This window comes from Cesiribacter sp. SM1 (assembly GCF_020178975.1).
Taxonomy (GTDB): domain Bacteria; phylum Bacteroidota; class Bacteroidia; order Cytophagales; family Cyclobacteriaceae; genus Cesiribacter.
This window is the reverse complement of sequence record NZ_JAHXBU010000089.1, coordinates 351,027-364,493: the sequence shown is the minus strand read 5'-3', so window position 1 is coordinate 364,493 and position 13,467 is coordinate 351,027. Positions and strand designations below refer to the sequence as shown.

Annotated in this window: 8 protein-coding genes; all 8 read left to right on the top strand. The window is 47.9% G+C overall.

Features of this window, described 5'->3' with window-relative positions; genetic code table 11:
- On the top strand, positions 1-1,593 hold a 1,593-nt coding region (locus KWJ01_RS16525), incomplete at its 5' end, for a malectin domain-containing carbohydrate-binding protein (RefSeq protein ID WP_224997906.1).
- A 194-nt stretch (positions 1,594-1,787) separates the two neighbouring features.
- Entirely contained in the window at positions 1,788-2,894 is a 1,107-nt protein-coding gene (locus KWJ01_RS16520; protein WP_224997905.1) for a sensor histidine kinase KdpD, read from the top strand.
- Positions 2,895-3,693: 799 nt separating this feature from the next.
- Positions 3,694-6,768 (top strand): TonB-dependent receptor, encoded by a 3,075-nt coding sequence (locus tag KWJ01_RS16515; protein ID WP_224997903.1) that lies wholly within the window; start codon positions 3,694-3,696, stop codon positions 6,766-6,768.
- 18 nt (positions 6,769-6,786) lie between these two features.
- Entirely contained in the window at positions 6,787-8,256 is a 1,470-nt protein-coding gene (locus tag KWJ01_RS16510; protein ID WP_224997901.1) for a RagB/SusD family nutrient uptake outer membrane protein, read from the top strand.
- Between the two features lie 34 nt (positions 8,257-8,290).
- Positions 8,291-9,136, top strand: a complete 846-nt coding sequence (locus tag KWJ01_RS16505; protein ID WP_224997899.1) for a lipocalin family protein — start codon at positions 8,291-8,293, stop codon at positions 9,134-9,136.
- Between the two features lie 165 nt (positions 9,137-9,301).
- A complete protein-coding gene (locus KWJ01_RS16500; protein WP_224997897.1) occupies positions 9,302-10,243 on the top strand; it encodes an ROK family protein in 942 nt (313 codons plus the stop codon).
- Between the two features lie 7 nt (positions 10,244-10,250).
- Complete coding sequence (locus KWJ01_RS16495; protein ID WP_224997895.1) at positions 10,251-12,008, top strand: class I mannose-6-phosphate isomerase; 1,758 nt, start codon at positions 10,251-10,253, stop codon at positions 12,006-12,008.
- Positions 11,995-13,413: a sugar porter family MFS transporter gene (locus tag KWJ01_RS16490; RefSeq protein ID WP_224997894.1), complete on the top strand. Its 1,419-nt coding sequence runs from the start codon at positions 11,995-11,997 to the stop codon at positions 13,411-13,413. The genes KWJ01_RS16495 and KWJ01_RS16490 overlap by 14 nt, the downstream gene beginning before the upstream one ends.
- Positions 13,414-13,467 lie beyond the last annotated feature (54 nt).

The window sequence follows — 13,467 nt, the reverse complement described above, 5'->3', positions numbered from 1 at the left end:
GACCCATCGCTGGTAGCCTACCGGATCAATTCAGGGGGAGGAGACATCAGTACCTCAATAGGTGTGTTCAATGCCGATGCTTATCACAGCGGCGGAAACGTGGCCAATAAGTATTCAGCTGCCATAGCCGGCACTACTGATGACCTGCTCTACCAGACGGAGCGCTACGCCTCAAGTAAAAACGGCACCATTCAATACTCGCTGCCGGTGAGCAGCGGGCAGTATACGGTGGTGCTTCATTTTGCGGAGTTCCACTGGACGGCTGCCGGGCAGCGGGTGTTTGATGTAAGCATAGAAGGTCTGAAGGTGCTGGATAACTTTGACATTGTAGCCAAGGCAGGAGCAAACACAGCTACCAGCGAGATCATAACAGCAACAGTAGCAGATGGGGTGCTTAACATCTTATTGAATGGTGCAGCTGCCGAGGGCGGGGTGGACCGGCCAAAGATATCAGGACTTGAGGTGCTGCCTGTGAGTGGTGGCAACCAGCTACCTGTAGCCAATGCCGGTCTGGACAAGCAGATTAGCCTGCCTACAAACTCTGTTGTGCTTGATGGATCCGGTACTGATAATGATGGCAGCATCACCGCCTACAGCTGGAGCCAGGCAAGCGGCCCCAGTACTGCCACCATCAGCAATGCATCGGTAGCCTCACCAACAGTAAGCAACCTGCAGGTAGGCACCTATGTCTTTAGCTTAACAGTTACTGATGATGGAGGTGCTACGAGTTCTCCTAATCAGGTAAACGTGGTGGTGAATCCAGACCCATCGCTGGTAGCCTACCGGATCAATTCAGGGGGAGGAGACATCAGTACCTCAATAGGTGTGTTCAATGCCGATGCTTATCACAGCGGCGGAAACGTGGCCAATAAGTATTCAGCTGCCATAGCCGGCACTACTGATGACCTGCTCTACCAGACGGAGCGCTACGCCTCAAGTAAAAACGGCACCATTCAATACTCGCTGCCGGTGAGCAGCGGGCAGTATACGGTGGTGCTTCATTTTGCGGAGTTCCACTGGACGGCTGCCGGGCAGCGGGTGTTTGATGTAAGCATAGAAGGTCTGAAGGTGCTGGATAACTTTGACATTGTAGCCAAGGCAGGAGCAAACACAGCTACCAGCGAGATCATAACAGCAACAGTAGCAGATGGGGTGCTTAACATCCTGTTGAATGGTGCAGCTGCCGAGGGCGGGGTGGACCGGCCAAAGATATCAGGACTTGAGGTGCTGCCTGCGAGTGGTAGCGACCAGCTGTCTGTAGCCAAGGTTGGTGATGAAAATGTTGCAGCCAAATATGCCGCCGCTGAAACTAGCGGGTTTGCAACAAATGAAATCGTGGTATACCCTAACCCCTTCAATGATATCATCAACGTAGTAATACCATCAGGGGAGTCAGTGGAATATGTTGTGAGGCTTTATAACGCACTGGGTAAGGAATTCTATAAGCAGCGCTTTAGAAGAGAATCTCAGGAGCAAAGTGTGCATGAAATAGACCTGAGGAATAGCCTGGAATTAAAGAGCGGCCTATATTTTATTTCAATTGAAAACACCAGCACTACAGATAGAAAAGTAGTGAAAGTACTGAAGGAGTAGTGACCTGTTTAGCGTCTAATTCCATAGTACAAACTACCGTACCCGCTCCTATAGCTACTGCTTTACAATCCTTCTGCTTTCGGCTTTGGCTGATAGCAGAAGGATTTATACTCTTTTGCTGATTTATAAATGCTATACCAGCCAATGGAGGAACCCAAGTTATTTTTTTTCAGCACCCTTCTTTACCCATTGTCATGATTAGAGCTGGCTCCGGGCCTAAAATTATTACCGAAAAAGTATTCCGGCAGCTGGCTTCAAGAGCCAATTGCTTGTTGTATATCTATGACCCCACCGCAAAGCGATTCAACTATTTAAGTGATTATGCGCCTGTACTCCTGGGAACCATCTTTTCTAGAATAGAACAGGATCCTGCTGTACTGTGGGATAGCATATTAGCTGAAGACAGAGAATACATCTGCAGCGAATTGAAACTCCTGGGAAAAAAAGAGTGTCTTACAGCAGACTTCAGGCTGCATTTACCTGATCAGCCTGTAAAATGGATACATACAAAAGCCTTTCGGTTGGAGGAAGATCCTTTACTGCAGGGGTGCATTGCCGGCTTTGCCGAAGACATTACGCAAAGAAAAGAAACAGAACTGTTCCTGGCTAACACGCATGCACAGAAAGATGTTGCCCTGCAGATCTTAGGCCACGATATTCGTGCCCCGATAGGTACAATTTCAGCAGCAAGTAGTTTGCTGGAAAGAAGTGTTGGTACAGAAGATTTAAAGAATCTTGAACCACTTTTCCGCATCATCAGTGACACGTGCCGCAACGCCCTTAACCTGATAAACGAAGTGCTGGAAAGCGTTTACTGGGATGCCCAGCACACAGTAAAAAAGAAAAGCCGGGTTGATCTGGTAGAACTGGTTGAAAGCCAGCTCTATGCTTACAGACTGCTGCATCAGGATCAAAAGGAGTTTAAGCTATGTGCTTCAGCAGACCATATCTTTGTTGTATCTGATCAGGTGAGGTTACAGCTGATACTGGAAAACCTGCTTAGTAATGCTTTTAAGTTTACTAAAAGAAATGGTACTATAATAGTGGGAATACAGGAGCAAAGGCAAGCAGTGCTGGTTACAGTTAAGGATGATGGAATAGGGATACCTGAAGGCTTAAAATCCAAGATTTTTCAAAAGTTTACCGCTGCCAGAAGAGAAGGCCTGCAGGGAGAAAAGCCAACCGGTTTGGGACTGCACATTGTCAAAACCATGGTTGAACAATTGAGTGGGCGGATCTGGTTTGAAAGCCGGGAGGGTGAAGGAACTACTTTTTTTGTTGAGTTGCCTAAAAAAGGCTAGTGACTACAGGCAAAAGATGAGTTTGAAGTAGCTAACCTGATCAAGGCAATTCATGAACTGCAAACTTTTCTATCAGTAGCGAAGTCTGTTACTGCGATGTTTCAGCCGGTAGAAAATTACCTAACAACCTAACAACACCTTCAGCTGCTGAATTACTAGCCCCGGATCCCTTTGCATATAAACAAAAAATTGAAGGCCTTCACTAAATAAAAAGTATTCAGCCCTGCATTGTAGGTACTGATACCAAAGGTCATCTTTCTGAAACATTAGTTTTGGAAAGATGACCTTTTTTTATGTTCCTGACAGCCAGGAGCAACCTATACATAACCGGCCCAGTACTGGTGTTGCTTGGGTGATGCTGGCAAAGCCTGGGAAACAAGTGAAGTAAAGGCAGATGTGGCTACCCGTGTTTTTGTAGGGTCTGTTTTTCAGGAGTTGCTGACTAATCTTTAACCAGTATAAATCACTACTCCTCGATACACGCTTGAGCAGATGGATGTTCATCTGCCCGTTGATGTCCCACCCGAACCCGCTGAAGTTCGTTCAACACAGAAAATGGAGCCTGTCTTGCTGAATTTATTTCCCTTCCAACACCAGTGGGAATCTCGCAAACGTTTGAAAAAAAAGTATTGAATGCTTTTGTAGTTCAGGTTTTTTTTTCAACTTGTGATTGTTCATATGTATGGACATATGATTTGATGTGGCATCCCTCAGCATGTGCTGCACGGACTCAAGGTTGCGTTGGCGCCAAGCTTATACAGTTTCTTTAGACCACTGGAATGTTTCTAATACTATATACATGAAAAGATTGCTACTAATAGGTCTACTATTTTGCTGGCTTTTACCAGGCGTTTATGCCCAGCAGCAGATTAGCGGCAGAGTAACAGATGCATTAACCGGTGAGTCATTGCCCGGAGCAGCCATCATTGTAAAAGGTACTTCAATAGGTACTGTTACTGATGTTAATGGCAATTACAGGCTGGAAGTGTCTGGTACTGATGCAGTACTGGTGTTTTCGTTCATCGGGTATTTGCAGGAGGAGTTACAGGTGGGCTCCAGGGCTAGCATCAACATAGCTCTGTCGCCAGACCTGGAGCAACTCGATGAGGTAGTTGTGATCGGTTATGGCTCTGTTAAAAAGTCTGACCTGACTGGCTCGGTAGCTTCTGTTAAAGCGGAAGATTTAAAGGCCGTACCCGTTACTTCCTTTGATCAGGCCCTGCAGGGTAGGGCAGCAGGCGTACAGGTAATACAGAGCACCGGTGCTCCTGGCGGCGAAACCAACATCAGGATCAGGGGAACAAGCTCGGTTAATGCCAGCAGCGAGCCCCTGTATGTAATAGATGGTATGCTGGTAAACAGCAATGGCGGCGAAATGTCCATTGGCGGCCGCGGACCAAGAATAGGTGCCCTTTCTACCATCAACCCCAATGATATCGAATCGATAGAAGTATTGAAAGATGCCTCTGCCACTGCCATTTATGGTTCCCGCGGTGCCAATGGTGTAATCCTGATTACCACCAAAAGGGGGAAAGCAGGCAAAGGCACCGTGAACTTTGAAAGTTATTATGGTGTGCAGGAGGTTGCCAAAAAGCTTGATCTGTTGAATGCAGCACAGTTTGCCGATCTAATCAATGAGGCTAATGTAAACGCAGGCAGGGCACCGGTTTATGTAAATCCAGACCGCTTTGGCGAGGGAACCGACTGGCAGGAAGAGCTTTTCCAAACTGCGCCTATTGCCAATTACCAGCTATCTTTTACAGGTGGCAATGAAAACACAAAATATGCTGTTTCCGGTGGATATTTCACCCAGGATGGTATCGTTATCGGCTCCGACTTTAACCGCTATTCCTTTAGGGTAAACCTGGATTCTGATATAAGCGACCGTTTTACAATTGGCAGTAATTTATCGTACAACAGGCTCTCATCTAATGGTGTATTAACAGGGCCAGGTACCATTGTGCCAGGTGTTATCACCAATGCCATTCAGTTTAACCCAATGGCCCCTGTTTACGATCCTACCCAACCGCTTGGCTACACTTTTGAGCACCTTTTAAAAGCAGGTATTGCAAACCCAGTAGCAGAGGCAAGGGAGTATGAGTCTGTAACCACTACTTCCAGGATACTGGGCAATATGTCGGCGCAGTACGAGATCATAAAAGGGCTGGCCCTTCGCTCCAGTTTTGGTATTGATGGTTTAACGAGCAAGTCGAACACCTTTGGCCCCAATGGCCTTAAAAGAACTGAGGGCAGCCAGGGAGAGGCCAGTGTTTCCACCCTGGAGGCACTCACCTGGCTTAATACCAACACCCTTACCTACGATAAAGAAATCAGTGATGAGCACAGAATAAATGTGCTTGCCGGCTTAGAATTGCAGAAGTTCAGAAATGAATCGCTTGGCGCCTACGCCTTTGGCTTTTCTGATCCAAGAACTGGCTGGCATAACCTGGGCGCTGCAGAAAACCCACAGAACCCCGGAAACGGTGAGTTGGAGTGGAGCATGCTTTCTTACCTGGGCAGAATCAATTATTCGCTTAAGAACAAGTACCTGATCACACTCTCCGGCCGCATAGATGGCTCCTCCAAATTTGCAGAGGGCAATAAGTACGGTTACTTTCCTTCCGGTGCCATTGCCTGGAAAGTTGCAGAAGAACCCTTCATGAGCAATGTAAACTTTGTTCATGACCTGAAGCTTAGGGCCAGCTATGGCTGGACGGGTAACCAGGCCATTGGTCCTTATCAGTCGCTTGCCCTGGTGGCACCATTTGGTCAGGGGGTATTCAACACAGGTTCTGGAGCTGTTGTATTCCTGGGCAAAGAACCTACTTCGTTTCCTAACCTGGATCTGAAGTGGGAAACCACAGAACAGGCTAACATAGGCATTGATTTAGCCTTGCTGAAAGGCAGGTTGGGCATTACTGCAGAAGTATACCATAAGAACACCGTAGACCTGCTGCTGGGAACACCAATACCCTATACCAGTGGCTTTGGCAGCACGCTGCTTAATGTGGGTAATGTGGAAAACAGAGGTGTCGATCTGTCCATTAACTCAGTTAACATAGATGGTAAACTATCCTGGAACACAGCTCTTAATTTCTCCCTGAACAGAAACAAAATAACCAACCTGGCCCGTGAAGGCGATATCTTTATGGGTGCTGGTGGTAATATTTTAAGAGAGGGTGAGCCTATTGGTACCTTTTTCGGCTATGTGTTCGATGGCATTTTCCAGAGCAACGATGAAGCAGCTGCGAGCCCTACCATTGTAGGTCAGCAGCCCCAGGCCGGAGATCGCAGGTACAGGGATATCAGCGGACCGGATGGAGTACCGGATGGCGTGATCAATGACTTCGACAGAACCATTATCGGTTCGGCACAACCAGATTTTGCCTGGGGCCTGAACAACGAACTATCATACAGCAACTTCACCTTGTCATTTTTCTTCCAGGGCTCACAGGGCAACGAAATGGTTAACATGAACCTGATTAACCTGGAAAATGTAAACGGACAGCAAAACGTATTGGCAGAAGCGGGTCTGAATCGCTGGACTCCCGAAAATCCAAGCAACCGCTATGCACGTGCGCTGGCAACCGCAACAGACAATGTTTTCTCATCAAGGTTTGTGGAAGATGCCTCCTATCTGCGCCTCAAAAATATAACCCTAAGCTATAACCTGCCTGCTTCCATTCTGGGGAAAATAAAGGTGGCAAACCTTCGGATTTATGCAAGCGCAACAAACCTATGGACCCTCACCGATTACAGTGGCTATGATCCTGAAGGCAATGCCTATGGCCATACCACCAATCTGGTTGGGGTAGATGATGGTAACTATCCACAAGCAAAAACCTATCTACTGGGCCTTAACCTGGGATTTTAACAAGAGCAGATGCAGATCATGAAAAATATACATTACACGATAAACTGGTCAAAGCTCAGTGTTTGCTTTCTGATATGCCTGAGCCTTTCCATCGCCTCCTGCGAGGACTTTCTGGAAGAAAACCCACAGGACAGGGTGGCGCAAAGTAACTTTTACACCACTGCTCAGGATGCCGAAGCAGCTGTAAACTCCATTTATGCCTATCTGGGCTCCTATTCTACAGGTAGTACAGCCGGCATTTACCACAGTACCTTTTGGGTTACCATTGGCCTGGCTTCAGACGAATTGGTTAACAACCAGCTGGGAACGCTCTGGAATGACGAGCTGAGTAACTTTGCATACAACTCAGAGAATGCAAGCCTGCTGGAGATCTGGCAGATGCACTACAAAACAATTTACCTGGCAAACATTGCCATAGAGCGCATACCGGCCATTTCAATGGACCCAACCCTGCAAAGCAGGCTTGTGAATGAAGCTAAGTTTCTGCGGGGCTTAATGTACTTTAACCTGGTAAGAATGTTTGGCAGCGTGCCCCTGCTGGTGAATGAAGTAAACCCACTGAACCCCGAAGCAGCAGAAGTAGAGGCCATTTATGCACAGATTATTCAGGACCTGACTGATGCCGAAGCCCTGCCTGCAGATGGTAATATACAGGAGGGGCGGGCTACCCAGGGTGCCGCCAGGGCGCTGTTGGCAAAGGTTTATCTTACCATAGAAGATTACCAGAATGCATCGGCAAAAGCCCTGGAAGTTATTAATTCAGGCACTTACTCCCTCTGGGAAGATTTTGCCGATGTATATAAGCTTGCTAACAGGGGCGGAAAAGAAGCTATTTTCTCTGTTGGCTTTGGCGATGGGGGCGGAGCCATTTCATTCTGGGAAGTAGGGCAGTTTAATGTAAGGCTGCTGCCGGCAGAACTCACCAGGGCCAGGGCCAATGTAAACAACACACACGGCTGGCAGGTAGCAACCCAGGATCTCTACAACTCTTTTTCTGATGAGGATGAGCGCAAAGCAGTAACCTTTATGACAGAGCTGCTGGACGATAACGGGAATGTTATTAATCTGAGCAAAGTACATATTCAGAAATTCTGGGACAGCGAGGCAGATCCTACCGCCGGAGGTTCCAGTGCCGATTTTCCGGTAATCAGATACTCAGATGTACTGCTGATTTACGCAGAGGCACAGGCAGCGCTAAATAATTTTGAAGAAGCAAACCGCTACCTCAACATGGTGAGAAACCGGGCTAACCTGCCAGATGTAGACATCAACAATGGGGCGGCTTTCAGGGAAGCGGTACTGCAGGAAAGGAGAAAAGAGTTTGTGGCGGAAGGCCATCGCTGGTTTGACCTGGTACGAATGGGAGAGTTGGAGGAAAAGGTACAGCAGGCCAAAGGGATTACTGTAGACGGTATTTATAACATATTTCCAATTCCGCAGCGTGAGCGTAATGTAAACCCAAATCTGCCACAGAATACAGGTTACTAATCAAAAATCTAATAAATCATCCAATTTAATAATTATGAATACAATCAATCGATTCTTTAAGTACAGTTTATTACTAGGTGCAGTAGTGCTGTATACAGGCTGTGGCTCCGACGATGATCCTGCGCCTGATAATTCTATAGACATGACCCTCACCGGCACAGGTCTGCAGAGCCAGGGCGATGGCGCGTATTCATTAGCGGTTGAGTCTGGCACTGAAGTTACGGTAGCGGTAAATATGGAATCTGCGTCAACGCTGGAAAATCTTGTGATCACCAAAACCCGCAACAATGCGGTAGATCCCTCTTTTGGTACCAATGGCACTACTACGGTTAATGCTACAGGAAATGAGTTTGCTCATACCTTTACCTACACACCCACTGTAGAGGATGTTGACCAGCTGGTTGGCTTCACTTTTACAGGAACAACCGACAATGGCGGATCTGAAGAAGTTGTTTTAACCATGGTGGTTACCCTTTCGCCCATTGACAACCTGCCTAGAAGACGCTGGGAGCTTACTTCTGTTTATCATGTGAATGAAGACGAGGAAGCAATACGGGAATGTCAGAAAGATAACTCCTGGCTGCTGAATGAAGATGGTAGCTTCGAAGAAGACTTTGGTGAAGATACAGCTACAGGCGATTGTGCGTTTGATGGCTTTAATGTTTATAATGAATGGTCTATCACTGAGGAAGATGATGTAATGTACTTTACCCGTGAAGGTTATGGTCTCTTTACTCCTGATACACCTATTGAGGATACCTTCACTATAGTAAACCTGACTACTACCACAATGGAGCTGCAGCAAACAGTAGATCTCTCTGATTTTGGTGGTGGAACCGAAGAAACCTTTATCTATAAGTTCAGAGCAGTACCCAGGTAATACCGGGCATCGGCCTCTGAAGAGTTTAATCTTCCCCCTGGTAGATGCCAGGGGGATTTTTAAGTCTCTCTTTGACATTTGTTCCTATGTTCATACTTATTCATACTAACCGAAGAGTGATGGACTACTCCTTAAGAAATCGCAAAATCAGGTACATCAGTAAGCATGATTAATATTGCAGCAGACCTGGGCGGCACCAGAATAAAACTGGGCATACTAAAGGCAGGCGAATTGCTGGCCGCCACAAATCTGGAGGCACTGGCCAACGAAAGTATAGAAGTTAACCTGGCCAGAATAAGCGAAGCCGCAAGGGCTTTGATGACCGATCATTCCTTAACAAAAGGGCAGGTAAAAGGCATTGGCCTTACCTTTCCCGGTATTGTAGACAGCCAGCAGGGGCGGGTGCTATCACACTACGTAAAGTACAGAAATGCCCATGCGTTTGATTTCAGGGCATGGGCCAGACAGGAGTGGAATGCAAGCCTGGCACTGGAAAATGATGCCAGAGCGGCACTGCTTGGAGAATGGGTAAAGGGGGCCGGTAAAGGCCATAAAAACATTGTGCTGCTTACGCTGGGAACGGGTGTGGGCAGTGCAGTTCTGCTGGAAGGAAAGTTGTTGCGGGGCGTTCATTTCCTGGCCGGCAATCTGGGCGGGCATATGTCTGTAAATCTTAAAGGAAGGCCCTGTAACTGCGGCTTTTTTGGCTGTCTGGAAACAGAAGCCTCTACCTGGGCGCTGCCGGAAAAAGCAAAAATGCATCCGCTTTTTAGGGAGAGTAGCTTATCCAAAGCAGGCAACATTGAGTTTGCAAATCTTTTTCAGGAAGCTGAAAGGGGCGACAGGCTGTCTGTTCAGCTGGTAGAGGAATGCCTCAGGGCCTGGGGCGTAGGCGTGGTAAACATGGTACATGCCTATGATCCGGAGCTGGTCATCATTGGGGGTGGCATCATGAAAAAGAAAGCGAGCATTTTGCCCTACCTGCAAAACATGGTAGACCAGTATGCCTGGGCACCTGCAGCAGGCTCAGTCAAAATAGTATCTGCAGAGCAGGTGGAGTATGCCGGCTTGCTGGGAATGGATTATATGGTTTCACAATTAAGCTGATACGGCATTGAACAGATCAAATTACGATAAGTACCCTTTTGTTCAGGTGGAGGCAGAAAACCGGTCTTGTGTAACAGGCTGGAGTTCAATTTGCCAGGCGCTGAACCAGGAGATAAAAGCATTAGAGAAGAGAATCAGGTTAGTTGTGATTGAATGCTATCAGGGCGTAGATAACACAGAATTAGCCTCCGGCCTGCAAAAAGGCCTGCAGCACCAGCTCTGGATCAATTCTGCTGATGCTTTTAAAGGCGAAGATATAATCAGGGCCATGGTTTATCCCGATGTTACCGACGATCGGATCTTTGGGTACCTGAGCCGGCTGAAGATGGAGGATTTTCTGGATGCTGAAAAAGTACAGCAGCAGCGGCAAAAGGCAAATAAGCTTCATGAAGGTACAGTAGTGGTGTGTGGTCCCGGGGCAAGCCTGGTTTTACCAGACTACGATCTGCTGATTTATGCCGATATGGCACGCTGGGAAATACAGATGCGCATGCGCCGGAACAGCGTGAACAACCTTGGTGTAACCAACAAAGACGATGGCTTTGCAGCCCAGTATAAGCAAGGCTTCTTTGTAGACTGGCGTGTTTGCGACCGCCTCAAAAAGGAGCTGATGTACAAATGGAATTTTGTGCTGGATACCAACACCAGCAACAGCCCAAAACTTGTAAGGGGCGAAGCTATTCTTAAAGGGCTGGCACTAGCTGCCAGCCGTCCGTTTAGGGTAGTGCCGTTTTTTGATCCCGGTCCATGGGGGGGTCAGTGGATGAAGGAGGTATGCGATCTGGACCGTTCAGAAGTCAACTTTGCCTGGTGCTTCGATTGTGTGCCCGAAGAAAACAGCCTTTTGTTAGGATTTGGGGATGTGAAGGTAGAAATACCCGCCATCAACCTGGTGTTTAACCAAACCGACAATCTGCTGGGGCCTAAAGTGCATGCACGCTTTGGCGATGAATTTCCCATCCGTTTCGACTTTCTGGATACCATGGAAGGTGGCAACCTTAGTTTGCAGGTGCACCCTACTACAGAATACATTCAACAGGCTTTTGGCATGCACTACACCCAGGACGAAAGCTACTATATGCTGGATGTTGCCGAGGGCGCCTACGTATACCTGGGCCTGCAGGAGGGTGTAAATCCCGAAGCCATGATCGGGGAACTGAAGGAGGCTCAGCAGACGGGGAAAGATTTTAATGCGGAAAAGCATGTAAAAAAGTGGCCGGTGCAGAAACACGATCATGTGTCTATACCGGCAGGTACCGTACATTGTTCGGGAGCGGGTAGTATGGTGCTGGAGATAAGTGCCACCCCTTACATTTTCACCTTTAAGTTGTGGGACTGGGGCCGCCTGGGGCTGGATGGCCAGCCACGGCCCATCAATATTGAGCATGGCGAAAAAGTAATTCAGTGGGACCGCACCGCCTCCTGGGTAGAAAAAAATGCGCTGAACCTGGTGGAGCCGCTGCAAGAAGGCGAGGGCTGGCGGGAAGAACGCACCGGCCTCAATGAGCTGGAGTTTATAGAAACCCGCAGGCATTGGTTTACGGGCAAAGTGCCCCACCACACCCGCGGAATAGTTAATGTGCTGAACCTGGTAGAGGGGCGTGAAGCCATTGTGGAGAGCCCTACCGGTGCCTTTGCCCCATTCATTGTTCATTACGCAGAAACTTTTATTGTACCTGCTGCTGTAGGCGCCTACACCATTCGCCCATATGGCGAAGCAGAAGGTGCCCGCTGCGCCACCATAAAAGCTTATGTCAGAATTTAAAAGACCGGAAAATACCATGATGCCAACGCAAACCACTACCCCCAGGGCTGGGAAAAAAGAATCTACAACTGCTTTTGTGCTGAAGGTAACAATAGTAGCTGCCCTCGGAGGACTCCTTTTTGGCTACGACACTGCCGTAATAGCAGGGGCCATAGGCTTTCTGCAGATAAAGTTTAATTTATCTGCAGCCATGGTAGGCTGGGCAGCCAGTAGTGCCATTTGGGGTTGCGTGGTGGGAGCCATGTTTGCAGGCTTGCTAAGCGACCGCATCGGCAGAAAGAAGGTGCTGCTCATAACAGCTGTTCTTTTTGCTATATCGGCCATTGGTTCTGCCATACCCAATAACCTTACCCATTTTATCATCGCCAGATTTATAGGCGGTCTGGGTGTAGGGGCAGCTTCCATGCTTTCTCCTCTTTACATCTCAGAGATAGCCCCTGCCCATATCCGCGGCACCCTGGTGAGCCTTTATCAGCTGGCCATTGTCATTGGTATTAACCTGGTGTACTTCATCAACATGCAAATAGCTACCCAGAACAGCGAGGCCTGGAATGTGGACCTGGGCTGGCGCTATATGCTGGGCTCCGAAACACTTCCTGCTGTACTATTCCTGGTACTGCTTTTCCTGGTTCCTGAAAGTCCCCGCTGGCTGGTAAAGAACAAGCGGGAAGCCGAGGCACTGGATACCCTCACCAGGGTAAATGGGCGGGAGCGGGCGCTGGAGGTAATGCAGGAAATTAAAGTAGCCTTAGCCCAGGAAACAGGCACTGTAGGAGAATTATTCAAGCCCGGTTTGCGTGTGGCACTGATTGTGGGTGTTGTACTGGCCCTGTTTTCACAAATTACGGGCATCAATGCCATTATTTATTATGCTCCCGAAATTTTTAAAAGTATTGGTTTTGCAACCGAGTCAGCCTTTACACAAACCCTATTTATAGGCTTGGTTAACACTGTTTTTACTTTTGTGGCTCTGTGGCTTATTGATAAGGCCGGCAGGAGAGCCCTGTTGCTGTGGGGTGTTGGCGGTATGGTGTTGTGCCTGCTGAGTGTAGGCATCTGTTTTTACTTTAACATCACAGAAGGACCCTGGCTGCTGATCTTTATTCTGGGTTTTATTGCCTGCTTTGCTTCTTCGCTGGGGCCAATCCCCTGGGTTATTATTTCCGAAATTTTTCCTACCAAAACCAGAGGCATTGCCATGTCATTTTGCACCGTTGTGCTCTGGATTGGAGTGGTACTGATTACCCAGCTAACACCTATGCTGTTAGAGGGCGTGGGCGGTGCTTTTACCTTCTGGATATTCATGGTCAATGCTATTATCCTGCTCCTGTTTACCTGGAAAATGATACCGGAAACAAAGCAGCGTACCCTTGAGGAAATTGAATTGAGCTGGAGCCATCGCTAATGGCTGCCGCTGGCAAACGGCTGCCGCTGGCAAATTGATTATTTGTAGAGAAAA

What these genes read in the sequence shown, in the direction of transcription:
- KWJ01_RS16490 (WP_224997894.1), top strand. Translation starts at nt 11,995, where the DNA reads ATGTCAGAATTTAAAAGACCGGAAAATACCATGATGCCAACGCAAACC.
- KWJ01_RS16500 (WP_224997897.1), top strand. Translation starts at nt 9,302, where the DNA reads ATGATTAATATTGCAGCAGACCTGGGCGGCACCAGAATAAAACTGGGC.
- KWJ01_RS16510 (WP_224997901.1), top strand. Translation starts at nt 6,787, where the DNA reads ATGAAAAATATACATTACACGATAAACTGGTCAAAGCTCAGTGTTTGC.
- KWJ01_RS16515 (WP_224997903.1), top strand. Translation starts at nt 3,694, where the DNA reads ATGAAAAGATTGCTACTAATAGGTCTACTATTTTGCTGGCTTTTACCA.
- KWJ01_RS16520 (WP_224997905.1), top strand. Translation starts at nt 1,788, where the DNA reads ATGATTAGAGCTGGCTCCGGGCCTAAAATTATTACCGAAAAAGTATTC.
- KWJ01_RS16505 (WP_224997899.1), top strand. Translation starts at nt 8,291, where the DNA reads ATGAATACAATCAATCGATTCTTTAAGTACAGTTTATTACTAGGTGCA.